This window comes from Microbacterium sp. NPDC089987 (assembly GCF_044748505.1).
Taxonomy (GTDB): Bacteria; Actinomycetota; Actinomycetes; order Actinomycetales; family Microbacteriaceae; genus Microbacterium.
Map to the genome: position 1 here is coordinate 678,470 of NZ_JBIVGE010000001.1, position 26,176 is coordinate 704,645.

General features: G+C 69.3%; 22 protein-coding genes and 1 riboswitch. Of the genes, 11 read left to right on the forward strand and 11 right to left on the reverse strand.

Going from position 1 to position 26,176, the window contains the following annotated elements:
* Positions 1 to 52 precede the first annotated feature (52 nt).
* A complete protein-coding gene (locus ACIPV2_RS03135; RefSeq protein ID WP_101187257.1) occupies positions 53 to 538 on the reverse strand; it encodes a DUF6328 family protein in 486 nt (161 codons plus the stop codon).
* A gap of 103 nt (positions 539 to 641) precedes the next feature.
* On the opposite strand from ACIPV2_RS03135, the gene ACIPV2_RS03140 reads away from it, so the two are divergent.
* The gene (locus tag ACIPV2_RS03140; RefSeq protein ID WP_400838365.1) at positions 642 to 851 is read left to right on the forward strand and encodes a hypothetical protein; all 210 of its coding nucleotides are present in this window, start codon (positions 642 to 644) and stop codon (positions 849 to 851) included.
* 5 nt (positions 852 to 856) lie between these two features.
* On the opposite strand, the gene ACIPV2_RS03145 is transcribed toward ACIPV2_RS03140, so the two are convergent.
* Together ACIPV2_RS03145 and ACIPV2_RS03150 are read right to left on the reverse strand one after the other, a co-directional pair.
* Positions 857 to 1,441, reverse strand: coding sequence for a carboxymuconolactone decarboxylase family protein (locus ACIPV2_RS03145; protein WP_400838368.1), 585 nt, complete (start codon positions 1,439 to 1,441; stop codon positions 857 to 859).
* A gap of 41 nt (positions 1,442 to 1,482) precedes the next feature.
* On the reverse strand, positions 1,483 to 2,958 hold the full coding sequence (locus tag ACIPV2_RS03150) for an MDR family MFS transporter (RefSeq protein ID WP_400838371.1): 1,476 nt from the start codon (positions 2,956 to 2,958) through the stop codon (positions 1,483 to 1,485).
* Between the two features lie 154 nt (positions 2,959 to 3,112).
* Between ACIPV2_RS03150 and ACIPV2_RS03155 the strand changes: the two genes are divergently transcribed.
* A complete protein-coding gene (locus ACIPV2_RS03155) occupies positions 3,113 to 5,002 on the forward strand; it encodes an ABC transporter ATP-binding protein (protein ID WP_400838374.1) in 1,890 nt (629 codons plus the stop codon).
* Positions 5,003 to 5,030: 28 nt separating this feature from the next.
* On the opposite strand, the gene ACIPV2_RS03160 is transcribed toward ACIPV2_RS03155, so the two are convergent.
* The 7 genes from ACIPV2_RS03160 to ACIPV2_RS03190 all read right to left on the reverse strand — a co-directional run bounded on the left by ACIPV2_RS03160 (position 5,031) and on the right by ACIPV2_RS03190 (position 12,372).
* Positions 5,031 to 5,801, reverse strand: a complete 771-nt coding sequence (locus tag ACIPV2_RS03160; RefSeq protein WP_400838377.1) for an SDR family NAD(P)-dependent oxidoreductase — start codon at positions 5,799 to 5,801, stop codon at positions 5,031 to 5,033.
* On the reverse strand, positions 5,795 to 6,733 hold the full coding sequence (locus ACIPV2_RS03165) for a glycosyltransferase family 2 protein (RefSeq protein WP_400838380.1): 939 nt from the start codon (positions 6,731 to 6,733) through the stop codon (positions 5,795 to 5,797). The genes ACIPV2_RS03160 and ACIPV2_RS03165 overlap by 7 nt, the downstream gene beginning before the upstream one ends.
* Positions 6,734 to 6,767: 34 nt before the next feature.
* Entirely contained in the window at positions 6,768 to 7,913 is a 1,146-nt protein-coding gene (locus ACIPV2_RS03170) for a cysteine desulfurase family protein (protein ID WP_400838383.1), read from the reverse strand.
* 1 nt (position 7,914) lies between these two features.
* Positions 7,915 to 8,766, reverse strand: a complete 852-nt coding sequence (nadC, locus tag ACIPV2_RS03175) for a carboxylating nicotinate-nucleotide diphosphorylase (RefSeq protein WP_400838386.1) — start codon at positions 8,764 to 8,766, stop codon at positions 7,915 to 7,917.
* Positions 8,763 to 10,304: an L-aspartate oxidase gene (locus ACIPV2_RS03180; RefSeq protein ID WP_400838389.1), complete on the reverse strand. Its 1,542-nt coding sequence runs from the start codon at positions 10,302 to 10,304 to the stop codon at positions 8,763 to 8,765. Before ACIPV2_RS03180 ends, nadC begins: the two co-directional genes overlap by 4 nt.
* Complete coding sequence (nadA, locus tag ACIPV2_RS03185; RefSeq protein WP_400838392.1) at positions 10,301 to 11,599, reverse strand: quinolinate synthase NadA; 1,299 nt, start codon at positions 11,597 to 11,599, stop codon at positions 10,301 to 10,303. The genes ACIPV2_RS03180 and nadA overlap by 4 nt, the downstream gene beginning before the upstream one ends.
* A gap of 107 nt (positions 11,600 to 11,706) precedes the next feature.
* On the reverse strand, positions 11,707 to 12,372 hold the full coding sequence (locus ACIPV2_RS03190) for an NUDIX hydrolase (protein WP_400838395.1): 666 nt from the start codon (positions 12,370 to 12,372) through the stop codon (positions 11,707 to 11,709).
* Positions 12,373 to 12,422: 50 nt separating this feature from the next.
* A riboswitch (glycine riboswitch) is annotated at positions 12,423 to 12,516 on the forward strand.
* 164 nt (positions 12,517 to 12,680) lie between these two features.
* On the opposite strand from ACIPV2_RS03190, the gene gcvT reads away from it, so the two are divergent.
* The 8 genes from gcvT (at position 12,681) to ACIPV2_RS03230 (ending at position 23,168) form a co-directional block, all read left to right on the forward strand.
* Entirely contained in the window at positions 12,681 to 13,892 is a 1,212-nt protein-coding gene (gcvT, locus tag ACIPV2_RS03195) for a glycine cleavage system aminomethyltransferase GcvT (protein ID WP_400838398.1), read from the forward strand.
* Entirely contained in the window at positions 13,889 to 14,266 is a 378-nt protein-coding gene (gene gcvH, locus ACIPV2_RS03200; protein ID WP_400838401.1) for a glycine cleavage system protein GcvH, read from the forward strand. The genes gcvT and gcvH overlap by 4 nt, the downstream gene beginning before the upstream one ends.
* A 56-nt stretch (positions 14,267 to 14,322) precedes the next feature.
* The gene (gcvP, locus tag ACIPV2_RS03205; protein ID WP_400839896.1) at positions 14,323 to 17,190 is read left to right on the forward strand and encodes an aminomethyl-transferring glycine dehydrogenase; all 2,868 of its coding nucleotides are present in this window, start codon (positions 14,323 to 14,325) and stop codon (positions 17,188 to 17,190) included.
* A 171-nt stretch (positions 17,191 to 17,361) separates the two neighbouring features.
* Positions 17,362 to 18,999 carry an ABC transporter substrate-binding protein gene (locus ACIPV2_RS03210; protein WP_101187244.1) on the forward strand — a complete coding sequence of 546 codons (1,638 nt, stop codon included), beginning with the start codon at positions 17,362 to 17,364 and terminating at the stop codon, positions 18,997 to 18,999.
* Positions 19,000 to 19,095: 96 nt separating this feature from the next.
* Complete coding sequence (locus tag ACIPV2_RS03215) at positions 19,096 to 20,028, forward strand: ABC transporter permease (RefSeq protein WP_101187243.1); 933 nt, start codon at positions 19,096 to 19,098, stop codon at positions 20,026 to 20,028.
* Positions 20,015 to 20,956 (forward strand): ABC transporter permease, encoded by a 942-nt coding sequence (locus tag ACIPV2_RS03220; protein WP_101187242.1) that lies wholly within the window; start codon positions 20,015 to 20,017, stop codon positions 20,954 to 20,956. The genes ACIPV2_RS03215 and ACIPV2_RS03220 overlap by 14 nt, the downstream gene beginning before the upstream one ends.
* A complete protein-coding gene (locus tag ACIPV2_RS03225; protein WP_400838406.1) occupies positions 20,953 to 22,602 on the forward strand; it encodes a dipeptide ABC transporter ATP-binding protein in 1,650 nt (549 codons plus the stop codon). The genes ACIPV2_RS03220 and ACIPV2_RS03225 overlap by 4 nt, the downstream gene beginning before the upstream one ends.
* Positions 22,599 to 23,168, forward strand: a complete 570-nt coding sequence (locus ACIPV2_RS03230) for a PH domain-containing protein (protein WP_400838409.1) — start codon at positions 22,599 to 22,601, stop codon at positions 23,166 to 23,168. Before ACIPV2_RS03225 ends, ACIPV2_RS03230 begins: the two co-directional genes overlap by 4 nt.
* Positions 23,169 to 23,183: 15 nt before the next feature.
* Here ACIPV2_RS03230 and ACIPV2_RS03235 read toward each other — a convergent pair whose 3' ends face one another.
* Positions 23,184 to 23,942, reverse strand: a complete 759-nt coding sequence (locus ACIPV2_RS03235) for a CPBP family intramembrane glutamic endopeptidase (protein ID WP_400838412.1) — start codon at positions 23,940 to 23,942, stop codon at positions 23,184 to 23,186.
* 124 nt (positions 23,943 to 24,066) lie between these two features.
* Between ACIPV2_RS03235 and typA the strand changes: the two genes are divergently transcribed.
* Positions 24,067 to 25,980: a translational GTPase TypA gene (gene typA / locus ACIPV2_RS03240; RefSeq protein ID WP_400838415.1), complete on the forward strand. Its 1,914-nt coding sequence runs from the start codon at positions 24,067 to 24,069 to the stop codon at positions 25,978 to 25,980.
* The last annotated feature ends 196 nt before the right edge of the window (positions 25,981 to 26,176 follow it).

Consider the following 26,176-nt stretch of genomic DNA (forward strand, 5'->3'; position numbering starts at 1 on the left):
GCCGGGGACTCTGAGGGGTTTCACACCCAGCGCGTCCACGGCGGGCGAGCGCTCAGCGGTCCCGGCGCAGCAGCAGGGGCAGCCCGAGCCACAGCAGCAGGATGACGACGAGACCGGCCCCGCCCGCGATGAACGCGAAGACGTGGTTGAAGGTGAAGTCGATGATGAGCACGGTGATCCCGACCGTGAGCGCGGCGATCACGACCATGTTGGCCTTCACGATCCGATGCGCGGCCTGCACGAGCTCGGCCTTGCGTCCCTGGGCGAACAGCACGCGATGCATCCCGACCGGGGTGAGGGCGAGGATGGTCGCCGTCGCGGCGAGCAGCACCAGCACGATGTAGAGAAGGCGCTGCTGGTCGGACAGATCCTTGAAGAGCGGCTGGAAGGCGACGGCGAGCAGGAAGCCGGTGAGGATCTGCGTGCCCGTCTGCATGACGCGCAGCTCCTGCATGAGCTCCTCCCAGTTGCGGTCGGCGCGCTCGGTGGCGGTCTCGTCGCGCCCGTCGTGCTGGGCGTCGGCGTGCGGGTCGTTCATGACATCGGACGCTACACGTCCGATCCGGCGCGAGACGAGAGGCTTGCGGCCGCGCGATCCGCTGCTCTCGTCCCGCGACTGTGCGCAGGCGTACGATCGAGGGATGCCAGAGAATCAGGCACCTCAGAGCCCGTCGCGCATCCTCGCAGCACCGCCGGGGCTGCAGCTGATCGGCGCGGATGCTGCCGGCGTCTGCGCCGACGGGCACTGCACGCTGCCGCCCGCCGTGTCGGCGAGTGCCGACGGCGCGGATGGCGGGCAGGCGCCCGTCGACGCCAAGGATGCCACGGCATCCCACTCGGACCGGAGCTGACCCGTCTACTCCGCGTCGCCTTCCACGCGATGGCGGAGTGCGGCAGCGAGTTCCGGCGCGATCAGGGGATCGTCATCGAGCGGCACCGCGAGCGCCAGCAGCGAACGGCTGAAGTGATTGCGCAGGCCGGCGGCGAGCGTGATGTCGACGATCTGCCTGTCGGTGAAGCCGTGTTCGCGCAGCTCGGCGGTATCGGCATCCGTCATCTCCCGCGGCGAGGTGGAGAGCCGCTCCGCGTAGCGGATCACCGCCTGCTCGGCGACGGTGAAGGCGGAGTCGTCGTCGGCGGCGAAGGCCCGCAGACCGGCTTCGTCGACGACGCCCGCCTTCATCGACTTGCGTCCGTGGGCGATCAGGCAGTGCGATGACCCGATCACTCGGGCGGCGCCCAGCGTGGCGGCTTCGTAGATCCGCACGCCGATGGAGGGCACCACTGTCCTGACCAGCGCCACGAACGCGTCGTGCGCCTCGGGGTTCACCGCCATCGCAGCGGTGTAGGAATGCACGAAGCCGTCGGCCGCGAGGTCTCCCTCGTACATGGCCGCGACGGATCCGCTGGCGCCCTCGGGCGCCGGGGTGGTGATGATCATGAAGCGGACGGTACTCCGCCGCCTGCCCCGGCGGAAGAGCGTCAGTGAGCGCCGTGTGCGGGTGCGCCCTCGCCGTCGTCCTCGGGCTTGCGGATCAGGAACGCGCCGATGATCGTCACGGACGCGATGATGGCGCCGATCGTGACCGACATGCGAGTGCCTGCCGCCACGGCCTCGGGCACCTCGGTGCCGCCGCCGGCGTTCACCGCGGACGTGAAGACGGCCATCATGACGGCGATCCCCGCCGCACCGGCGACCTGCTGGATGGTGCCGATGACGGCGCTGCCGTACGAGTAGAACTTCGGCTTGAGCGAGGCGAGCGACGCCGTGAACAGGGGAGTGAACGACAGTGCGAGGCCGACCGAGAGCAGCGTCTGAGCGACCAGCACCAGCCAGATCGAGCTGTCGACGGTCACCGTCGTGAACAGCCACAGCATCGATGCGGCGAGGATCGACCCGGGGATGAGCAGGATGCGGGTGCCGTGACTGTCGTAGATGCGGCCGATGACCGGGCCGAGCAGACCCATGGCCAGGGCTCCGGGCAGCACGACCAGACCGGCATCGAGCGCCTTCAGCTGCAGGGCATCCTGCAGGAACAGCGGGATCACCGTGATGCTGCCGAAGAACGCCAGCGACAGCAGGAACATCTGGATCATCGACAGCGAGAAGTCCCTCGAGGCGAACACACGCAGGTCGAGCAGCGCGTCGTCCCCGCGCTGCAGCAGCACCTGGCGCCAGAGGAACAGCGCGAGCCCGACCACGCCGACCGCGAGTGCGATCGTCATGGGCGTCCCGCCGGCTCCGCTGCCCAGGCTGCCGATCTGGCTCAGGCCGAACACGAGTCCGCCGAAGCCGAAGGCCGACAGCACCACCGACAGCAGGTCGATCGGGGCGTGCATGGTCTCGCCGACGTTCGTCAGCCAGCGCCAGCCGATGAACATCGCGATCAGCGCGATGGGCAGCACGACCACGAAGATCGCGCGCCAGCCGAAGTGGTCGAGCAGGAAGCCCGACATCGTGGGCCCGATCGCCGGTGCGAGCGACATCACGATGCTCACCCGGCCCATCATCCGGCCGCGCGACGACGCGGGCACGAGGTTCATGATGGTGGTCATCAGCAGGGGCATCATGACTGCGGTTCCGGATGCCTGCACGACGCGGGCGATGAGCAGCACGGCGAAACCGGGGGCGAGTGCGGCGATCAGCGTGCCGACCGAGAACAGCGTGATCGCCCCGATGAACATCTGCCTCGTCGTGAAGCGACGCAGCAGGAAGCCGGTGATCGGGATCACCACGGCCATGGTCAGCATGAACGCGCTGGTGACCCACTGCGCGGCGATGGGTGTGATGCCGAGATCGCTGATCAGGTGCGGGATCGCCATGCCCATCGTCGTCTCGTTGAGGATGGCGACGAATGCGGCGGTGAGCAGCACCCAGATCACGGCCATGTCCTTCGCGGGGATGAGACCCGCGGAAGGGCGCGTGACGGGAGTCGACCCGGTGTGGACGGCAGACATGGGTCTCCTCGAAAGTGGTGGTGAACGGCGAAGGGGCCCCACGATCGGAGCACGACACGACCGGCCGATGAGCCGACCGAGAAGATCAGCCGTCCATCCTAACTCGTGCGCGCACGACGGGATACCCTCATCTTCCGCGGACTAGCCTGAAGGGATGAGCATGGGTGGTGGAGGAGGACGCGGCGCAGCCTTCCGCGGCGTCGACGAGGCCGCGCAGCGGCGCATGAACGCAGCCGCTCCGAAGGTGCCCGGTCTCGGTCGCCGCGTCGTCGCGCTGTTCAGCCCCTACCGCGGCCGCCTGGTCATCACCGCGCTGCTGGTGGTCGTGGGCGCCGCGCTCGCCGTCATCCCGCCGCTGCTCGTGCAGCGCATCTTCGACGAGGCGCTGTTCCCCCTCGACGGCGGTGGACCGCACATCCCGCTGCTCGCGACGCTGGTCAGCATCACGATCGGGCTGTTCCTGCTGTCGGCCGTGCTGGGCGTCGCGCAGACCTGGCTCACCTCCACGGTCGGCAATGAGGTCACCGGCGACCTGCGGGTGCGGCTGTTCGAGCATCTGCAGGCCATGGAGCTGGGCTTCTTCACCCGCACGAAGACGGGAGTGATCCAGTCGCGGCTGCAGAACGACGTCGGCGGGGTGTCGGGCGTGCTCACCAACACCGTCACGAGCGTGCTCGGCAACACCGTGACGGTGATCGCGTCGCTGGTCGCCATGATCCTGATCGACTGGCGTCTGACGCTGATCGCCGTGATCCTCATGCCGATCCTCGTGCTCGTGCAGCGACGTGTCGGGCAGGTGCGCGCGCGCATCGCCGGCGAGACGCAGGAGTCGCTGTCGGAGCTGACCAGCATCACCCAGGAGACGCTGAGCGTCTCGGGCATCCTGCTCTCGAAGTCGTTCAACCGTCAGCGCACCGAGTCGGTGCGCTACCAGGCCGAGAACCGCAACCAGGTTCGGCTGCAGGTGCGGCGGGCGATGAGCGGTCAGGGCTTCTTCGCGGTCGTGCAGGTGATCATGGCCAGCGTGCCGGCGATCGTGTACCTCGTGGCCGGCTTCTTCCTCACCGGCGGCGCTCCCGAGATCACCGCAGGCGCCATCGTCGCGTTCACGACCGTGCAGGCGCGGCTGCTCATGCCGCTGATGGGCCTGATGCGCGTGGCGCTCGACCTGCAGACCTCGGCCGCGCTGTTCGCGCGCATCTTCGAGTACCTCGACATGGTGCCGCAGATCCAGGACGCGCCGAACGCGATCGACGTCGCCGATGCGCCCGGCCCGCGCGGACGCATCGAGTTCAAGGACGTGGTGTTCCGGTATCCGGATGCCGCCGCCGACGCGCGCCCGACCCTGGACGGCGTCTCCTTCGTCGCCGAACCCGGCACGCACGTCGCCTTCGTCGGACCGTCGGGTGCAGGCAAGACCACCATCCTCTACCTCGCGCCGCGCATGTACGAGGCGTCGGGCGGCGTCGTCGAGTTCTCGGGAGCCGACGTGAAGTCGCTCACGCAGGAGTCGATCATCGAGCAGATCGGGATCGTCTCGCAGGAGACATACCTGTTCCACGCGACGATCCGCGAGAACCTGCGGTACGCGAAGCCGGATGCCACCGACGAGCAGCTCGAGCGCGCGTGCCGCGCCGCGAACATCCACCACGTGATCACGTCGTTCGACCAGGGATACGACACCGTCGTGGGAGAGCGCGGCTACCGGCTGTCCGGCGGCGAGAAGCAGCGCATCGCCATCGCTCGCGTGCTCCTGAAGGACCCGCCGGTGCTGCTGCTCGATGAGGCGACCTCGGCTCTCGACACCGTCTCGGAGCGGGTGGTGCAGGAAGCCCTGGATGCCGCCGCGCAGGGGCGCACGACCCTGTCGATCGCGCACCGGCTATCGACGGTGATCGATGCCGACGTGATCCACGTCGTCGAGGCGGGCCGCATCGTCGAGTCGGGCACGCACGGGCAGCTGCTCGCCGGGGGCGGGCTGTACGCCACGCTCGCGGCACAGCAGATGGCGTCGACGAGGGTGCTCGAAGACGGGCAGCGCTGACCGACGCCTGCTCCGGGCGGCGATCGCGTCAGTGCACCGACAATCCGCCGTCCACGAACAGCGACTGCCCGGTGATGTAACCCGACGACCGGCCGGCCAGGAGCACCGCGATGCCCGCGAAGTCCTCCGGCAGGCCGTTACGTCCCACCATCGTGCGCTCCGCGAGCTGCTGCACCTTCACGGCGTCGGTCTGCAGGCGCGCGTTGAGCGGGGTGAGCACGAAGCCGGGAACCAGCGTGTTGGCGGTGACGCCGTGCGCAGACCAGGCCTCCGCCTGCGAGCGGGTCAGAGATTCCAGCCCGCCCTTGGAGACGCCGTAGACGCCGCTGGTGACGAAGGCGCGATGCGCCTGCTGCGAGCTGATGTGGATCAGCCTGCCGAACCCGCGTTCGATCATGCGCGGTGCGAAGCGCTGGCTCAGCAGGAACGGCGCCTCGAGATTGACGGTCATCGTGGCATCCCAGACCGCCATGTCGATCTCGTCGAACGGCGGGCGCAGGTTGATCCCGGCGGAGTTCACCAGGATGTCGGGGTCGCCGAAGGGCTCCACGGCGGCATCCGCTGCTGCGCGGATCCCGTCGCGCGTGCTGAGGTCGCCGATCACGCCGGCGGCCCGGCCGCCGGCATCCGAGATCTCGCGCACGACGGCGGCGATGCGCTCGCCGTCGCGCGCGACGATGACGACGGATGCCCCGGCGCCGCCGAGCGCGATCGCGATCGCGCGGCCGATGCCCGATGACCCTCCGGTGACGACGGCCGTGAGTCCTCGAAGGGAGAAGAGCGCGTCGAGGGTCACCATGTCAGCGCCTTGGCCAGCGTCGGATCGAGTTCGGCATCGTCGTACTCCGGCAGCGCGCGCAGCGACGCCTCGAAGGCCTCGAGGGCGTCGCCGTAAGCGGGATCCGGATGCTCGGCCGCGATCATCCGCAGCGACGGCAGATCCATGGCGAGGATCAGCGCGATGCGCGCCCGAACGGCATCGCTCTGACCGGCCGCGCTGAGCACGTCGATGCCGCCGAGGAGCGCGGAGAGGTAATCGTGCAGCACCGGGAGCCGGGCTCTGCCCTGCGTGATCGAGGTGCCGTCCGCGCGTACGCGCCAGTGCACTGCGATGTCGGGGATGACGTCGAACGCGCGCGCCTCGGTGTACATCCGCTGCGCGACGACCTGGTCCTCGTAGGCGACGTTCTCGGGGAAGCGCAGCCGCTCCCAGAGCTCGGCTCGGCTGAGCTTCGACCAGGCCACGATGTTCGCCGATGCGGCGGGGTGCTCGGCGAGGGTCACGCCGAGTCGCCGGGGCGCGGTGGCGTCGGCGACCCATGGCTGCACCCGGCCGGAGCGGTAAGCGCCGTCGACGAGTCGCGCGCGCACATACGCGGCGGCGACGAAGTCGCTGCCCGACTCCTCGAGCGTGCCGAGCCAGTTCGCGATCGCGCGCGGCGTCAGCTCGTCGTCGCCGTCGAGGAAGCCGATGAACGGCGTGTCGACGAGGTCGAGAGCGACGTTGCGCGCGGCGCCGAGGCCACGCGCCTCCTGGTGGTGGAGCACCTGAAAACGGGCGTCGCGCGCTGCAGCAGCGGCGAACACCTCGCCGGTGTCGTCGTGCGAGCCGTCGTCGACGAGCAGAGCACGCCAGCGGGTCTCGGTCTGCGCCTGCAGCGAGGCGATGGCAGCGGGCGCGAAGTCGGCGATGTCGCGTCCTGGCACGATCATCGTCACAAGCGGAGTCACGACGCCGAGTCTACGGTCCGGCGTCTCCCGCCCATCAGGCTGTGACCGCTGCGACGGCGTCGGCGACCAGCCCCGCCAGGTGCTGCGCTGCACCTTCCGGCAGGGGCGTGCGGCCGAAGGTGAACCGCACCGAGGTCTGCGCGACCTCCGCCGGGATGCCGAGCGCCAGCAGCACGGGGGAGGGCTCGTCGCTGCCGGCGGCGCACGCCGACCCGCTCGATGAGACGACACCCCGTCGCTCCAGCTCCAGCAGTACGGCCTCCCCGCTGGCGCCGGCGAACGTGAAGCTCGCGAGGTTCGGCAGCCTGTGGTCGGGAGAGCCCGTCAGTGCGGCCTGCGGCACGGCATCCAGAACCGAGGCGATGAACGCGCCGGTCTGCGCGCCCACCTCGGCGATGCTCTGCGCCCGCTCCGTCTCAGCGAGATCGAGCGCGGTCGCGAGTCCCACCGCGCCCGCGACGTTCTCGGTGCCGCTGCGGCGTCCGCGCTCCTGACCGCCGCCGTGCAGCAGCGGCTCCAGGGGAACCCGCGAACGCACCCCGATCGCTCCGATCCCCTTCGGCGTGCCGAGCTTGTGCCCGGCGATCGAGACCGCATCCGCGCCGAGTGCCCGAAGATCGAGCCATCCGGCCGACTGCACCGCGTCAACATGGACGGGCGCCCCGTGCTCGTGCGCGACGGCCATCAGCCCCGTGACATCCTGCACGGTGCCGATCTCGTTGTTCGCGTGGCCGAAGGTCACCAGCGCGGTGTCGGCGGCATCCAGGGCGATGCGCAGATCGTCGATCGCGACGACGCCGTCCTCGCCGACGGGCAGCATCGCCACGGCGACCCGGTGCAGGCGGTGCAGATACTCCGCTGAGCGGAGGATCGACTCGTGCTCGATCGGAGTGGTGAGCAGCCGGCGCCGCTGCGGATCCTCCTGCAGGGCGCCGAGCACGATGCCCTTCACGGCGAGATTGTTCGACTCGGTTCCTCCCGAGGTGAAGATCACCTCCGACGGCCGCATTCCCAGTGCTGCCGCCACGCGCCCGCGGGCCCACTCCAGCGCCTCGGATGCCGCCTCGCCGACCGTGTGGTGACTGGACGGGTTGCCGTACACACCGGTCAGGAACGGATGCATCGCCTCGAGCACCGCCGGTCGCGCGGGTGACGTGGCGGCGTGATCGAGATACAGCACGTCAGTCGATCCGCAGGTCGAGCCCGAGGTCGAGTGCCCGGGCCGAGTGCGTGAGCGCGCCGACCGAGATCACCTGCACGCCGGTCTCCGCGATGGATCGCACGGTGTCGAGGGTCACGCCGCCCGAGGCCTCTGCGATGGCGCGGCCGGCGATGACGGCGACGCCCCCGCGCAGATCGTCGAGAGTGAAGTTGTCGAGCAGCACGGTGTGGGCGCCGCCGTCGAGCACGGCGGGGATCTGATCGAGGCGGTCGACCTCGACGACGACGTGGGTGGTGTGCGGCAGGCGGCTCAGCGCGTCGCGCAGCGCGGCGGCGAGATCCTGTCCGTTCTGGCGCAGCACCGCGAGATGGTTGTCCTTCGCCATCACGGCGTCGGACAGCGACCGCCGGTGGTTGCTTCCGCCGCCCGAGACGACGGCGTGCCGTTCGAACTCCCGCAGCCCGGGCGTGGTCTTGCGGGTGTCGGCGATCCGCACGCCGGTCCCGTCGACCGTGTCGACGTAGGTGGCGGTGAGGGTCGCGATGCCGCTCATCCGCTGGGTGAAGTTAAGTGCCACGCGCTCGGCGGTCAGCAGGGAGCGCGCGGAACCGCTGACCGACGCGAGCACGTCGCCGGTCTTGAAGCGCTCGCCGTCGGAGACGAGCAGGTCGACCTGCACGTTGGGGTCGGTGAGGGTGAAAGCCGCGGCGAACACCTCTCCGCCGCTGAACACGCCCGGCTCGCGGGCGATGAGGTCGGCGGTCGCCTGTGCGGACCGGGGCAGCAGCGCTGTGCTGGTCAGATCGCCCCAGGGCGCGTCCTCCTCGAGGGCGGCGGAGACCGTGCGTCGCAGGGTGGCCGGCGTGATCATGCGGCTCCGATCAGGGCGGGGGAGAAGAGGGAGTGGGCGCCGAGCGATGCGGTCCGGGCGAGGGCGGCGGATGCCAGGGCGCGCGCCACAGTGAGCAGATTCGCGTCCTCGTGAGCTGCAGGCGAGATCCGTGGTGGTGCGGACCACGCGTGCAGCTGGGCGAGCGCATCCTGCATCCCCGACTCGGTGCGGGTCAGACCCAGGTGATCCCACATCAGCTGCTGCAGTGCTGTCCGCGAGAACGGCAGCTGGCTCACCGAGCGTGCCGGCTCGTCGCGCGGGCGGGTGGCGTCCTGGCTCTTGGACGGCCCTTCGGCAGGCTCAGGGGCCCACGTGGGGCCAGGGGTCCATGTGGGGCCAAGGGCCCGTGTGGGGCGATCCGGGGACGCAGGGAGCGCGAGCGATTCGGCCGCGCGAGCGCCGAACACGGCGCCCTCGAGCAGCGAGTTCGACGCCAGCCGGTTCGCACCGTGCACTCCGGTGCGCGCCGTCTCGCCGACCGCCCAGAGCCCTGGCAGGGAGGTGCGGCCGTCGACGTCGGTCGCGACGCCGCCCATGAGGTAGTGCGCGGCCGGGGTCACCGGCACCGGATGCCGCGACCAGTCGACTCTGCGACGCCGCAGCTCCGCATCGATGGTGGGGAAGCGCGCGGCGAGCATCGAGGCGCCGAGCGCGGTGGCATCCAGCACCACGGGCGCGTCCTGCTCCGCGGCCCGCCGTGCCACGGCCCTGGCGACGACGTCGCGCGGGGCGAGCTCGGCATCCGGATGCTCGTCGAGCAGGAAGCGGCGCCCTGAGGCGTCTCGCAGCACCGCACCCGCACCCCGCACCGCCTCCGAGATGAGGAAGGGATTCTCGCCGACCAGCACCGTCGGATGGAACTGCACGAACTCCAGGTCCGCGACCGCAGCGCCCGCACGCAGCGCGATGGCGATGCCGTCGCCGGTGATGCCGGCCGGGTTGGTCGTGTGGGCGTACAGCTGCCCGGCGCCGCCGGTGGCGAGCACGACGGCATCCGCCCGGAGCTCTCGGCCGTCGATCGCGCGGACGCCGATCACCCTGCCCCCGCCGGTCAGCAGGTCGGTGACGAACGCATGCTCGTGCGCGTGCACCGAGGATGTCTGCAGGTGGGACAGGAGGGCGACCGAGATGGCGGCCCCGGTGGCATCGCCGCCGGCGTGCGCGATGCGCGACCGGCTGTGGGCGGCCTCGAGCCCGCGGGCGATCGCGCCATCTTCGGTGCGGTCGAAGCCGACACCGGCGTCGATCAGCTGCGTGATCGCGGCATGCGCCCCGTCGACGAGGGCGGTGATCGCGAGGGCATCGCCATGGCCGTCGCCGGCCTGCAGAGTGTCGAGGGCGTGCAGCGCGGGGGAGTCGCCCACCCCGTATGCCCCGGCGATGCCGCCCTGCGCGTGCGCGGTGCAGCCGTCGCCGAGGGCGCCCTTGACGAGCAGCGTCACCCGGTGGCCGAGTGCATCGGCGCGCAGCGCAGCAGTGAGCCCGGCGATGCCGCCGCCGACGACGATCACGTTCATCGCGGTCGCGCCGCCAGCATCCGCTCGAGCGCCACCCTCGCCGGCTGCGCGACGTCGTCGGCGACGCGGATGCGGTTCTGCACCCGTCCGGCGACGAGCTCCTCCAGCACCCAGGCGAGGTAGCCGGGGTGGATGCGGTACATGGTCGAGCAGGGGCAGACCACTGGATCCAGACAGAAGATCTCGTGCTGCGGATGCTCTGCGGCGAGGCGCCGGACGAGGTTGATCTCGGTGCCGATCGCGAAGGTGCTGGGCTCGGTCGCGGCGGCGATCGCCCTGCGGATGTAGTCGGTGGACCCCGCCTCGTCCGCCGCGTCGACGACCTCGACCGGGCACTCCGGATGCACGATGACCCGCACACCGGGATGCTCGGCGCGCGCCTGCTCGATCTGATCGACGGTGAACCGGCGATGCACCGAGCAGAAGCCGTGCCAGAGGATCACCCGGCCGTCGCGCAGCTCGTCGACGCGGGAGCCGCCGAGCGGCCGACGGGGGTTCCACATCGGCATCCGCTCCAGCGGCACTCCCATCGCCTTGGCCGTGTTGCGACCGAGGTGCTGGTCGGGGAAGAAGAGCACGCGACGGCCGCGAGCGAACGCCCACTCCAGCACAGTGGCGGCGTTCGACGAGGTGCACACGATTCCGCCGTGGCGTCCCACGAAGCCCTTGATGGCGGCCGACGAGTTCATGTAGGTGACCGGGATCACGGGCAGCAGGCCGTCGGCGTCCGGCTCCTCGAGCGGCCCGAGCACCTCGGCGAGCTGCTCCCAGCAGTCCTCCACCTGATCGATGTCGGCCATGTCGGCCATCGAGCATCCCGCGGCGAGGTTCGGCAGGACGACCGCCTGATCGGGACCGGAGAGCAGGTCGGCCGTCTCGGCCATGAAGTGCACACCGCAGAAGACGATCGCCTCGGCGTCCGGATGCTCGAGCGCGGCGTTGGCGAGCTGGAACGAGTCGCCCACGTAGTCGGCGTGCCGTACGACCTCCTCGCGCTGGTAGAAGTGGCCGAGCACGACGACGCGGTCGCCGAGCGTCTGCTTCGCCGCGCGGATGCGGGCGTCGAGCTCGCCCTCGCCAGCCTCGCGGTAGGCGGCGGGCAGCTCGCCCTGGCGAGGGGCCCCCACCGGGATGACGTCGCCCATCGAGGAACCGGGCCCGTACCCGGGGCGGCTGTCGAAGTCCCAGGGGCCGACGGCGAGGTCGGTGGTGCACGTCGGATCGAGGGAGGTGCCGGCGATGATCGCCTGGAGTGCGTGATCGACGGACGGGTCGATGCTGCGGAGGAGGGACATGCGAGGACCGCCTTCTGGTCGCGATGACATTTACTGTCTGCGAGAAGATTAGGTCGATCTGACCAGAAGTGCAATCAGATGACGTCGCATCGCCGACGCCGTCGTGATCAGGAGTGCGCGACGTAGCGGTACAGGCGCGCGGGCCGGTGCTTGCCGGTGCGGAACGACTCGGTGGGCACGAGCTCGTCCGAGCCCTCCAGGAGGCGGCGGAAGTTCGAGGGATCCAGACGCTGGCCGAGCACCGCCTCGTAGACCTCGCGCAGCTCGGTGAGGGTGAACTCGTCAGGCAGCAGACCCGCCGCGATGCGGCTGTACGCCACCTTGTTGCGCAGGCGCCACAGCGCGTACTCCGCGATGCGGTTGTGATCGAACGCCAGCGGGGGCACGGCGTCGACGTCGAACCATTCGACGTTCTCAGGAGCGCCCGCTCGTGATCGCTGCGCATCGACGAGGTCGGAGCGCAGCAGCGCCCAGTAGACGATCGAGATGGTGCGCGAGGGGGAGCGCGCGACGTCGCCAAAGGTGTACAGCTGCTCGAGATAGCTCGGCTGCAGGGCGGTGGTCTCAGCGAGGGTGCGGGATGCCGCGGCATCCAGATCCTCCGCCGGATCCAGCCACCCCCCTGGCAGAGCCCATGACCCGAGGTGCGGCTCGCGCGTGCGGCGTACGAGCGGCAGCATGAGACGCTCACCCTCATCCGCGCTGCGCAGCGAGAAGATGACCGTCGACACCGCGACGCCGATCGCGTCCCTGTCGCCGGTCGTGCCACTCACATCGACGAGCCTAGACGGTATGCTGGGAGGCCTAATCGAACACAGGCCGCATGACCCGTGCGGGAGAGCCCGATGAACGCGATCGGGCACCGAAGGAGCAAGCCTCCCCGCCAATCTCTCAGGTACCCCTACCGCCCCGGTCCGGCCGCTCTGAAAAGCGATGCTCACGCATCCGCCGACGGTGAAAGCCCTCGTCCATCTGCTCCTCGAGCCGCTGGCGAAGGCGAAGCTCTCAGGCCCGATGACAGAGGGGGAGTTCCGAGGATGCCGATGACGTCGTCCTGCCCGATCCTGACCGGGAGAACTCCGTGACCGAACAGTCTGATTCCCAGGGCGACAGCCCGCGCTACACCCCGCTCCGCGAACGCCACGAGGCGCTCGGCGCCTCCTTCACCGACTTCGACGGCTGGCAGATGCCCGTTCGCTACACGTCAGACCTGGCGGAGCACCACGCGGTGCGAGAGGCTGCGGGCATCTTCGACATCTCGCACATGGCCGAGTTCATCGTCGACGGTCCTCGGGCGGGCGAGTACCTCGACTACGCGCTCGCCGGACGCCTGTCGGCGATGAGCGTCGGCAAGGCGAAGTACTCGCTGCTGCTCGCCGAGGACGGCGGCATCATCGACGACGTCATCCTGTACCGGATGGGCGAGCAGCGTTACCTCGTGATCTCCAACGCCGGCAACCGGGATGCCGTGCGCGAGGCTTTCGGGGCGCGCGTGGCGTCCTTCGCCTCGGAGACGCCCGCACCGGTATCCGACGACGGCTCCTTCGGCTTCGTCTCCGGCGCGCCCGGTGTCTCCGTCGAGGACGTGTCCGACTCCTTCGCCCTCATCGCCGTGCAGGGCCCGAAGGCCGCCGAGATCGTCGCAGCCACGGACGGCATCGACGAGCTCAGCGTCCCCTGGGACGAGCAGAAGTACTACGCCTGGGCGAGCGCCGTGTACCGCGGCAAGCCGCTGCTGCTGGCGCGCACCGGATACACCGGAGAGGACGGCTTCGAGCTGCTGGTGGACGCCGGCGATGCCGCCGAGCTCTGGGATGCGGTGCTCGCCGCCGGCGCCGACCGCGGGCTCGTGCCCGCCGGCCTCGCGGCCCGCGACACCCTGCGCCTCGAGGCGGGGATGCCGCTGTACGGTCACGAGCTCACTCGCGAGACCGTGCCCGCCCAGGCCGGCCTGGGCCGCGTCGTCGTCGCCGACAAGGAGCGCTTCGTCGGCAAGGATGCCCTCGCCGGTGGCGCCGCGGGAACCGGCGCTCAGGCCGGGCGCACCCTGATCGGCTTGACCGCCGAAGGTCGACGCGCCGGTCGCGCGGGCTACCCTGTCGTGCTCGAAGACGGCACCGTCGTCGGCGAGATCACCAGCGGCGCCCTCAGCCCGACGCTCGGCCACCCGATCGCGATGGCCTACGTCGACCCGTCGTATGCCGAAGACGGAGCAGACCTGTTCCTCGACGTCCGGGGGACGAAGATCCCCGCCACCCGCACTGCCCTGCCTTTCTACCGGAGGAAGAAATGACCGATCTCAGCACCCTCAAGTACAGCGAAGAGCACGAATGGGTCGCTCTCGACGGCGCCACGGCGACGATCGGGATCACCGACTTCGCCGCTGACGCGCTGGGCGACATCGTGTTCGTCGAGCTGCCCGAGGTCGGCACGGAGCTGACCCGCGGCGACGTGTTCGGCGAGGCCGAGTCGACCAAGTCGGTCTCCGAGCTTTACGCCCCCGTCAGCGGCACGGTCGTCGAGATCAACGACGCCGTCGTCGACGACCCCGCGTCGCTGAACTCCGCGCCCTTCGGCGACGCGTGGCTCATCAAGGTCGAGGTCGCCGACGGCGCCCTCGACGGACTGCTCGACCGCGACGCCTACGTGGCGCACACGGAGGCGTGAGAGTGACCTCATTCGCAGATCGCCACATCGGCATCACCGCCGAGGCGCGTCAGCAGATGCTCGCCGCCCTCGGCATCCAGCAGGCGCCCGTACTCGAACCGACCGATGAGGAGCCGATCGAGGCCCTCATGCGCCAGGCGGTGCCGGCATCCATCTTCACCGGCCCTTCGACAGGCTCAGGGACCCAGGAGGGCTCAGGGGCCCCGCAGAGCAGCATCCCGGCCGCTGCCAGTGAGGCCGAGGCTCTCGACGAGCTGCGCGCGCTCGCCGGCCGCAACACGGTGAATCGCCCGATGATCGGCCTCGGCTACTACGGCACGCTCACGCCGTCGGTCATCCAGCGCAACGTGCTCGAGAACCCGTCCTGGTACACCGCCTACACGCCCTACCAGCCGGAGATCTCGCAGGGCCGGCTCGAAGCCCTGATCAACTTCCAGACGATGGTCGCCGACCTCACCGGCCTCTCTACCGCGAACGCGTCGATGCTCGACGAGTCGACCGCCGTCGCCGAGGGCATGCTGCTGGCTCGGCGCGCCTCCAAGTCGAAGTCGAACGTGTTCGTCGTCGACGCCGACGCCCTTCCGCAGACGAAGGCGCTGCTGCGCACGCGCGCGGATGCCGTCGGCATCGAGCTCGTCGAGCAGGATCTCGCCGGCGGTGCGGAGCTTCCGGAGGAGCTGTTCGGTGTGCTCGTGCAGTACCCCGGCGCGTCCGGGCGCGTGTGGGACCCGAGCGCCGTGATCGACGCCGCGCACGTGGCGAAGGGGATCGTCGTCGCCGCCGCCGACCTGCTCGCGCTGACGCTGCTGCGCTCGCCGGGCTCGCTCGGCGCCGACGTCGGCGTGGGCACGACCCAGCGCTTCGGCGTCCCGATGGGCTTCGGCGGTCCGCACGCCGGGTACATGGCCGTGCGCTCCGGTCTCGAGCGTCAGCTGCCCGGACGTCTGGTCGGCGTCTCGGTCGACGCTGTCGGCTACCCCGCCTACCGTCTGTCGCTGCAGACCCGCGAACAGCACATCCGCCGCGAGAAGGCGACGTCGAACATCTGCACCGCGCAGGTGCTGCTGGCCGTGATGGCCTCGATGTACGCGGTCTACCACGGACCCGACGGCCTTCGGGCGATCGCCGCCGAGGTGGCGAGCAAAGCGACCCTGCTGCGCGACTGGCTCGTCGAGGCCGGCGCCGAGATCGTGCACGATGCGTTCTTCGACACAATCACGGTGCGCGCAGCAGGCGCGGCAGAGGCCGTGGTGTCGAAGGCGCACGACCAGGGCATCCTGCTGCGGGGAGTGGATGCCGACACCGTCGGCATCTCGGTCGACGAGACCACCTCCTTCACCGACCTGCACCGCGTGGCGGCGCTGTTCGGCGGGAAGCAGGAGCGCGTCTTCGGCTTCATGGTCGGCGACAATGCGCTGCCCGAGGCGCTGCTGCGCGACGACGAGTACCTGACGCACCCCGTGTTCCACGCGCACCGCTCCGAGACGGCCATGATGCGCTATCTCAAGCAGCTCGCTGATCGCGACTACGCGCTCGATCGCGGCATGATCCCGCTGGGCTCGTGCACCATGAAGCTGAACGCCGCCACCGAGATGGCGGCCATCACCTGGCCCGAGTTCGCTCAGCTGCACCCCTTCGCCCCGGCGGAGGACGTCGAGGGCTCGCTGGCGATGATCGACCAGCTCGAGGCGTGGCTCGCCGAGGTCACCGGGTACGACGCGGTCTCGCTGCAGCCGAACGCCGGTTCGCAGGGTGAGCTGGCCGGCCTGCTCGCGATCCGCGGCTACCACCTCGCCAACGGCGACACGCACCGCGATGTGTGCCTCATCCCGAGCTCCGCGCACGGCACGAACGCGGCGTCCGCGGTGCTCGCCGGCATGAAGGTCGTCGTCGTGGCCACCGATGAGCTCGGCAACGTCGACCTCGACGACCTCCGTGCGAAGATCGCTCAGCACGCGGACGCGCTGTCAGCGCTGATGATCACCTACCCGTCCACGCACGGCGTGTACGAGCAGCAGGTGCTCGACATCACCTCCGCCGTGCACGACGCGGGCGGCCAGGTGTACGTCGACGGCGCGAACCTCAACGCACTGCTCGGCTACGCGCGTTTCGGCGACCTCGGCGGCGACGTGTCGCACCTCAACCTGCACAAGACCTTCGCCATCCCGCACGGCGGTGGCGGACCGGGCATCGGCCCGGTGGCGGCGAAGGCTCACCTCGCGCCCTACCTGCCCGGCCACCCGCAGGCGCAGAAGAGCGTGCACGCCGGCGGCTACGTGTTCGACGGCGGCCCGGTCTCGGGTGCTCCGTACGGATCCGCCGGTGTTCTGCCGATCTCGTGGGCGTACGTGCGGATGATGGGCGCCGAGGGCCTGCGCAGCGCCACGGCGGCCGCGGTGCTGTCGGCCAACTACATCGCCCAGCGTCTGCGCGACCATTACCCGGTGCTGTACACCGGCAAGAACGACCGGGTCGCGCACGAGTGCATCCTCGACCTGCGCCCGCTGAAGGAGGCGACCGGCATCACGGTCGACGACGTCGCGAAGCGCCTGATCGACTACGGCTTCCACGCGCCCACGATGTCGTTCCCCGTCGCCGGCACGCTGATGGTCGAGCCGACCGAGTCGGAGGACCTCGCCGAGGTCGATCGCTTCATCGAGGCGATGATCCAGATCAAGGCGGAGGCGGATGCCGTGGCTGCCGGCACCTGGCCCGCCGACGACAACCCGCTCGTGAACGCGCCGCACACCGCCGCATCCCTCATCGCAGGGGAGTGGCAGCACGCGTACTCACGCGAGGTGGCCGCGTACCCGGTGCAGGCTCTGATCGCATCGAAGTACTGGCCGCCGGTGCGACGCATCGATCAGGCGTACGGCGACCGCAACCTCGTGTGCGCGTGCCCGCCCATCGAGGCGTTCGCCTGAGTCGCGCGCAGCGGCGAAAGCGCCCCCGCCGCATCCGCGGCGGGGGCGCTTCGGTTAAGGGTCGATAACAGTTCTGCGGGCGTGCTGGTGCCATCCGCAACGGGTCCTAGGATCGGATGTGAGCGCGTTCGACGCCGAGCGCGTGCTTGTCCCGGTCCACAGGAGGACACTGTGAAGCACAACAAGATCACCCTCGCGGGCATTGCGCTGCTCGCGGCGAGTGCCCTGGCACTCTCCGGCTGCGCAAGCAGCGGCGATAAGCCCGACGCAGACAAGGGCTCGTCGAGCGCCGATGCGTCCGCGATCATCAAGGTCAACGGCTCTGAACCCCAGAACCCGCTGATCCCGACCAACACCAACGAGACCGGTGGTGGCAAGATCCTCGACGCCATCTTCGCCGGCCTCATCGGCTACGAGGCCGATGGCGCGGTCTTCAACGAGGTCGCTGAAGACATCAGCGTCGACGACCCGCAGAACATCACGGTCAAGCTGCGCAAGGGCCTGAAGTTCACCGACGGTGAAGAGGTCACCGCCGACAACTTCATCAAGGCATGGAACTACGGCGCCCTGGCGTCGAACGAGCAGCTCTCCAGCTACTTCTTCGAGGACATCGAGGGCTTCAGCTACGACGAGGACTCCGAGCTGACCGGTCTGAAGCAGGTCGACGAGCACACCTTCACGATCAAGCTCAACAAGCCGGCCGCCGACTTCGCGCAGCGCCTCGGCTACTCGGCCTACTACCCGCTCCCGGACGTCGCGTTCGAGGACATGGAGGCCTTCGGCGAGAACCCCATCGGCAACGGCTCCTACATGCTCGACGGTGAGGGCGCCTGGAAGCACGATGTGGGCATCAACCTCGTCACCAACCCCGACTACGACGGCCCGAGCAAGGCCGCGAACGGCGGTCTCGAGATCGTCTTCTACGCCACGCAGGACGCCGCGTACAACGACCTGCTCGCCAACGAGCTCGACGTCCTCGACGCCATCCCGGACTCGGCGTTCGGCAACTACGAGTCCGACCTGGGCGACCGCGCGGTCAACCAGCCTGCGGCCATCTTCCAGTCGTTCACCATCCCCGAGCGCCTCGCGCACTTCGGCGGTGAAGAGGGCAAGCTGCGTCGCCAGGCTCTGTCGATGGCGATCAACCGCAAGGAGATCACCGATGTGATCTTCCAGGGCACCCGCACCCCCGCCAGCGACTTCACGTCGCCGGTCATCGACGGCTGGAGCGACGAGCTCAAGGGCGCTGAGGTCCTCGACTTCAACGAGAAGAAGGCCAAGGAGCTGTGGGCCGAGGCCGACAAGATCAGCCCCTGGGACGGCTCGTTCCAGATCGCGTACAACGCCGACGGCGGCCACCAGGCCTGGGTCGACGCGACCGTGAACTCGATCAAGAACACGCTCGGGATCGACGCCTCGGGTGCTCCGTACCCGACCTTCAAGGAGCTGCGCTCCAAGGTCACCGACCGCACGATCGAGACCGCCTTCCGCACCGGATGGCAGGCCGACTACCCGGGTCTGTACAACTTCCTCGGCCCGCTGTACGCGACCAACGCCGGCTCCAACGACGGTGACTACTCGAACCCCGAGTTCGACAAGCTGCTGTCCGAGGGCGTCTCCGAGACCGACCCCAAGGCCGCGAACAAGCTGTACCAGCAGGCTCAGGAAGTCCTCCTCGAGGACCTTCCCGCCATGCCCCTGTGGTACTCGAACGTCGTCGGCGGCTTCGGCGAGAACGTCGACAACGTGAAGTTCGGCTGGAACTCCGTTCCGCTCTTCTCCGACATCGAGAAGAAGAAGGCGGAGTAACCCTTCGCAACGAGGCGGTGGTGCTCGCACCACCGCCTCGTTATCTTTGCCCTCGAGGCGCGTGACCCGCGTCCCGTACCCGAAGGGAGGTCGAGGGTGGCCTTTTACATCCTCAGACGAATCCTGCAGGCGATCCCCGTGTTCTTCGGGGCGACCCTGCTGATCTACTTCATGGTCTTCGCCATGCCCGGCGACCCGATCGCCGGACTGTTCGGCGACAAGCAGCCGAACCCCGCCGTGCTCGAGCGCCTGCGCGCCGAGTACCACCTCGATGAGCCGTTCCTCGTGCAGTACGGCTACTACATCGCCGGCATCTTCCGGCTCGACTTCGGCACGAGCTTCTCGGGCCAGTCCGTCACGGACATCCTGGCGCGGACGTTCCCGATCACCCTGCGCCTCGCGGTCATGGCGGTCGCCATCGCGTTCGTGCTCGCGATCATCATCGGCCTGTTCTCCGCCCTCGACAAGGGCGGCGTGTTCGACAACTCCATGCTCGTGCTGGCGCTGATCTTCATCGCCGTGCCGATCTTCGTGCTGTCGTTCCTCGCGCAGTACTTCCTCGCCGTGCAGCTCGGCTGGTTCAGACCCACCGTCGGCGCGCGCAATGACTGGGGTGATCTCTGGCTGCCTGCGATCGTGCTGGGCCTCAGCGTCTACGCCACCAGCATGCGGCTGACGCGCGCGTCCACCATCGAGACCCTCGGTCAGGACTGGGTGCGCACGGCGTACAGCAAGGGCCTGTCGCGCAGCCGCGTCATCCCCGTGCACGTGCTGCGCAACTCGCTCATCCCCATGGTCACGGATCTCGGCACCGTCTTCGGCATCCTCATGGTCGGCGCGACGGTGACCGAGGGCATCTTCAACGTGCCCGGCGTCGGCAACACCCTCTATCAGGCGATCATCCGCGGGGAGAACCCGACGGTCGTGTCGTTCGTGACGGTGTTCGTCGTCGTGTACGTGCTCATCAACCTCGTCGTGGATCTTCTCTACGGCCTGCTCGACCCGAGGATCCGCTATGTCTCGACCTGACCTCGATCGCGGCCACTACGTCGCGCCCGCGGACACCATGTCGGTGCCCGTCGATGTCGTGCGCATCGACGCGAAGCCCAGCAACCTGTGGCTGGACGCATGGCGCGACCTGCGTCGCCGTCCGCTGTTCTGGATCTCCGCCGCCTTCGTGCTGCTGGTGATCATCGTCGCACTCGCGCCGACCCTGTTCACCCAGGTGGCGCCGGCCGACGGCTGCGTGCTGGTGAAGAGCAATAAGGGTCCCGAGGCAGGGCATCCGCTCGGCTTCACCCGCCAGGGCTGCGACGTGTACGCCCGCACCATCTGGGGAACGCGCACGTCGCTCATCGTGGGTGTGCTGGCCACGCTCATCAGCACCATCGTGGGAATCGTGATGGGCGCACTGGCCGGCTTCTACGGCGGATGGCTGGACTCCGTGCTCTCGCGCGTCGGCGACATCTTCTTCACGATCCCCTACATCATCGCCGCGATCGTGGTGATGTCGGTGCTGCCGCAGCGCAATGAGATCGTGCTGGCGTTCGCGATCGGCGGCTTCGCCTGGGCCTCGACCGCGCGCATCATGCGCGCCGAGGTGCTGCGGGTCAAGCAGGCCGACTTCGTGATGGGCGCCGAGTCGATCGGCATGTCGAAGTTCAAGACGCTTCTCGTGCACGTGCTGCCCAACGCGATGGCTCCGGTCATCGTCGTCGCCACGCTGTCGCTCGCGGGTGCCATCGTCGCCGAGGCGACGCTGTCGTTCCTCGGCGTCGGGCTGAGCGGCACCATGTCGTGGGGTCTGGACATCAGCCAGGCTCAGACCAACATCCGCACCGCGCCGATGGCGCTGTTCTGGCCGTCGCTGGCTCTGACCATCACCGTGCTGGCGTTCGTCACGCTCGGCGAGCTCCTGCGCGACGCCGTCGACCCGAAGGCGAGGGCTCAGCGATGACCGAACCTCTGCTCAGAGTGCGCGACCTGCGTGTCGCGTTCCGCAGCGGCAAGAAGATCCGCGAAGTGCTGCACGGCGTGAGCTTCGACATGATGGCCGGCGAGACGCTGGCGATCGTGGGGGAGTCGGGGTCCGGCAAGTCCACGACCGCGGCCGCCATCATCGGCCTGCTCCCCGGCACCGGACACGTGACCGGCGGCAGCATCACCCTCGACGGGCGCGAGCTCACCACCGCGAAGCGGGCCGAGCTCGAGCACATCCGCGGGCGTGAGATCGGCTACGTGCCCCAGGACCCGATGTCGAACCTCAACCCCGTGTGGTCGATCGGCTTCCAGGTCAAGGAGGCGGTGCGCGCGAACGGGCTGGCTCAGGGTCGCCAGGAGGTGCACGACCGTGCCGTCGAGGTGCTGCAGCAGGCAGGCCTCAGCGACGCCGCACGCCGCATGCACCAGTTCCCGCATCAGTTCTCGGGCGGTATGCGACAGCGTGCGCTGATCGGCATCGGCCTCGCGGCCGATCCCCAGCTGCTGATCGCCGACGAGCCGACCAGCGCGCTCGACGTGACGGTGCAGCGGGTGATCCTCGATCACCTGGCGAGCCTGACCAGCGAGCGCGGCACCTCGGTGCTGCTGATCACGCACGACCTGGGTCTGGCCGGCGACCGCGCCGACCGCATCATCGTGATGAATCAGGGCGAGATCGTCGAGGCCGGCCCGAGCGCCGAGATCCTCTCGCGCCCGCAGCACCCGTACACGCAGCGTCTGGTCGCCGCAGCTCCCAGCCTCGCCTCGAAGCGGATCGGCGCTGTGTCGGCCCGTACGGAGGAGACGGTGAGCACCGCCCCCGCGGTGGTCGAGGTGCGCGACCTGGTCAAGCAGTACTCGATCCGCGGCGGCGGTCTGCGCAGCGAGAAGTTCCTCGCTGTCGACGGCGTCTCGTTCTCGATCCCTCGGGGCAAGACGCTCGCGCTGGTGGGCGAGTCCGGATCCGGCAAGTCGACGGTCGCGAAGATGCTGCTGCAGCTCGAGAAGCCCACCGACGGCGAGATCCTCATCGACGGCGCGGCGACGAGCAGCATGTCGCGCGCAGAGATCTTCAAGCTGCGGCGGCGCATGCAGCCGGTCTTCCAGGACCCGTACGGATCGCTCGACCCGCTGCGCAGCATCGGCAGTCTCATCAGCGAGCCTCTGCAGGTGCACGGCATCGGCACACGCGACGAGCAGCACAAGCGCTCGCTCGAACTGCTCGATCAGGTCTCGCTGCCGCGGGAGCTCGCGGAGCGGTATCCGAACGAGCTGTCCGGCGGTCAGCGCCAGCGCGTGGCGATCGCGCGTGCGCTGGCTCTCAAGCCCGACATCGTCGTGCTCGACGAGGCCGTCTCAGCGCTCGACGTGCTCGTGCAGGACCAGATCCTGCACCTGCTGTCGGACCTGCAGAACGACCTCGGGCTGACGTACCTGTTCATCACGCACGACCTCGCCGTCGTGCGTGTGGCGGCCGACCTCGTCTGCGTGATGGAGAAGGGGAAGATCGTCGAGCAGGGCACGGTGGACTCCATCTTCACGAACCCGCAGGAGGAGTACACGCGTCGCCTGCTCGATGCGATCCCCGGCGCTTCGCTGCCGCTGGGCGGCGTCGGTCTGTGACAGCCGAGCATCCGGAGACACCTGTCGGCGCCGCCTCCCTCCGCAACCGGGGCGGGGTGGCGCTGCTGGTGATCTGCTCGATCCTCTCGGCTGTGCTGCTGATCGACGCGGCCGTGCGCGGCGACGTGGTCACGGCCATGCTGCTGGCCCCGTGGCCGCTGCTGGCGCTGTGGGCGGTGTACGTGCTCGGCGTGGCCTCACGCGTGCGGGCGACGCCGGACGGCGTGCTCGTGCAGAACCTGCTGCGCACCACGTTCGCCCCCTGGGCGCGGGTGCAGCAGATCCGGATGCGGTGGCAGATCGAGATCACCCTCGACGACGGCTCGCTGGTGCCCTGCTTCGGCGGTCCGGCCACACGCCGGCCGCAGCGACTCGGCCCCGGCCGCACCAAGGAGGACGCCAACGGGCGCGCCGACGATGCTGTCGCGGCGCTGCGCAAGGCGAAGGCGAGCGCGGCGCCCGTCACGCCCGCGCCACCCGTGCGGCGGGCATGGGACATCCCAGCCATCGTCGCGCTGCTCGTGATCATCGCCTGGGCCGTCGCGGCCGTGCTCATCGCCGGCTGAGCCGCGGAGCGGGCGTCAGCCGGAGAGCCCGAACAGCGCGGGCCAGGTCGCGGCCGCCCACGGATAGCCGACGAAGACGATCGCGTCGATCGCGAAGTGCGCGACGAGGAACGGCAGCAGGCGCCCGGTGCGGGCGAACAGCCAGCCGAAGAGCAGCCCCATCGCCAGGTTGCCGATGAAGGCGCCGGGGCCCTGGTAGAGGTGATAGCTGGCGCGCAGCACGCTGGTCGCGATGATGATCGGCCAGACACCCCACCCGAGCTGCCGGAGCCGCGCGAACAGGTAGCCGAGTACGACGAACTCCTCCTGAATGGATGCCCGGGCCGCCGACAGCAGCAGGATCGGCACGGTCCACCAGTGGGCTTCGAGCCCGGCGGGATCGACGGCGACGAACCAGCCGAGCGCGCGGCCGGCGAAGTAGAGCGCCATGCCCGGGATGCCGATGACGGCGACCAGACCGAGGCCCCATCCCATGTCGCGAGCGGGCCTCGTGCCGTCGATCCCGAGCATCCGGAGATGCGGGGGGCGCGACCGCCACAGCAGGAAGCAGACCAGCAGCACGGGGACGATCCCGAAGCCGATCGAGAGAAGCTGGTAGATGAGATCGAAGATCTCGCGATCGCTGCGCGACGAATTGAGCGTCGCGGTCTGATCGGCCAGGGGAGTGGAGTCGGTGAGCCGATAGGCGAGCTGCACGATCGCGTACACAGCCGACTGGCCCAGGCCCAGCGCCAGCACGATCGCGATCTCCCACCACAGGCGCGTCCGGTTCACGCCTCCGATGCTACGGCCTGCTCCCAGGCGCCATCCTCGGCCGTACGCTATTCTGGAACGTCGCCCCGTTCACTCGGCATACGCGGCACCCCAGCTCACACCACATCCGCATTGGACTTCCTGAATGGCGCACGCCCTCCGCTCTGACCTCCGAAACGTCGCGATCGTCGCACACGTCGACCACGGCAAGACCACTCTCGTCGAGGCCATGCTGCGCCAGACGGGCTCGTTCGGGGAGCACGCGCACCTCGAAGAACGATCGATGGACTCCGGCGATCTCGAACGCGAGAAGGGCATCACGATCCTCGCGAAGAACACGGCTATCACCTACAGCGGTGCACACTCGGGCGGTCAGGAAGTCACGATCAACGTGATCGACACTCCGGGCCACGCCGACTTCGGCGGTGAGGTCGAGCGCGGGCTGTCCATGGTCGACGGCGTCGTGCTGCTCGTCGATGCCAGCGAGGGGCCGCTTCCCCAGACCCGTTTCGTGCTGCGCAAGGCCCTCGAGGCCAAGCTCCCCGTCATCCTGCTGGTCAACAAGACCGACCGCGGCGACGCGCGTATTGCCGAGGTCGAAGCCGAAGCTCAGGACCTCCTGCTCGGTCTGGCGTCCGACCTGGTCGACGACGTGCCCGACCTCGACGTCGATGCCCTGCTCGACGTGCCGGTGGTGTACGCCTCGGGCCGCGCCGGTGCCGCATCGCGCAACCGCCCCGAGAACGGCACGCTGCCCGACAACGACGACCTCGAGCCGCTGTTCGAGGCGATCCTCGCGCACATCCCGGCTCCGGCCTACGACGACGAGGCGCCGTTGCAGGCGTGGGTGACGAACCTCGACTCCAGCCCGTTCCTCGGTCGCCTCGCCCTGCTGCGCGTCTTCAACGGCACGCTGAAGAAGGGACAGACGGTCGCCTGGGTGCGCTCCGACGGCACGACCAGTAACGCGCGCATCACCGAGCTGCTCAAGACCCGCGCGCTCGAGCGCTACCCCGCCGACTCGGCGGGTCCCGGTGACATCGTCGCCATCGCGGGCTTCGAGAACATCACCATCGGTGAGACGATCGCCGACCCCGACGACGTGCGGCCGCTGCCCGCGATCACGGTCGACGATCCCGCGATCTCGATGACCATCGGCACCAACACCTCGCCGCTCATGGGCAAGGTGAAGGGCCACAAGCTCACGGCGCGCATGGTCAAGGACCGTCTCGACAAGGAGCTGATCGGAAACGTCTCGCTCAAGGTCGTCGACATCGGACGCCCCGACGCATGGGAGGTGCAGGGCCGCGGCGAACTGGCTCTCGCGATCCTCGTCGAGAACATGCGCCGCGAGGGCTTCGAGCTCACGGTCGGCAAGCCGCAGGTGGTCACGAAGCAGATCGACGGCAAGACCCACGAGCCCTTCGAGCACCTCACGATCGACACCCCCGAGGAGCACCTCGGCGCGATCACGCAGCTTCTCGCGAACCGCAAGGGTCGTATGGAGAACATGACCAACCACGGCACCGGGTGGGTGCGCATGGAGTTCATCGTGCCCTCGCGCGGCCTGATCGGGTTCCGCAGCGAGTTCCTCACCACCACCCGAGGCACCGGCATCGCGAACGCGATCTCGCACGGCTACGAGCCGTGGGCCGGATCGATCACGACGCGTCAGAATGGTTCGATCGTCGCCGACCGTCAGGGCGTCGTCACGCCGTTCGCGATCATCGCGCTGCAGGAGCGCATGTCGTTCTTCGTGCAGCCGGGCGCCGAAGTGTACGAGGGCATGGTCATCGGCGAGAACTCGCGAGCCGACGACATGGACGTGAACATCACCAAGGAGAAGAAGCTCACCAACATGCGTGCGGCGAGCTCCGACTCGTTCGAATCGATGACGCCCCCGCGCGTGCTGACTCTCGAGGAGAGCCTGGAATTCGCCCGTGACGACGAGTGCGTGGAGGTCACGCCGGAGGTGGTTCGCATCCGCAAGGTGAACCTCGACGCCAACACCCGTGCACGGGAGACGGCGCGCTTGAAGCGCCAGGACGCCAACGCCTGATCTTCCCTGTTCGTCGAGGCCCCCTCGCAGCACTGGCGTCGCCTCCGGGCGGTGTCGCTGCGCGGGGGCCTCGGTCGTCAGCGGGGGCGCCGACGGCCGCGGGCCGCACCGCCGCAGGGGCGCAGGGCCGCACGGAAGATAACGAACTCATAACATACTTCCCCGAACGCGCAAGGGCGTCATTCTCGGGAAGCGC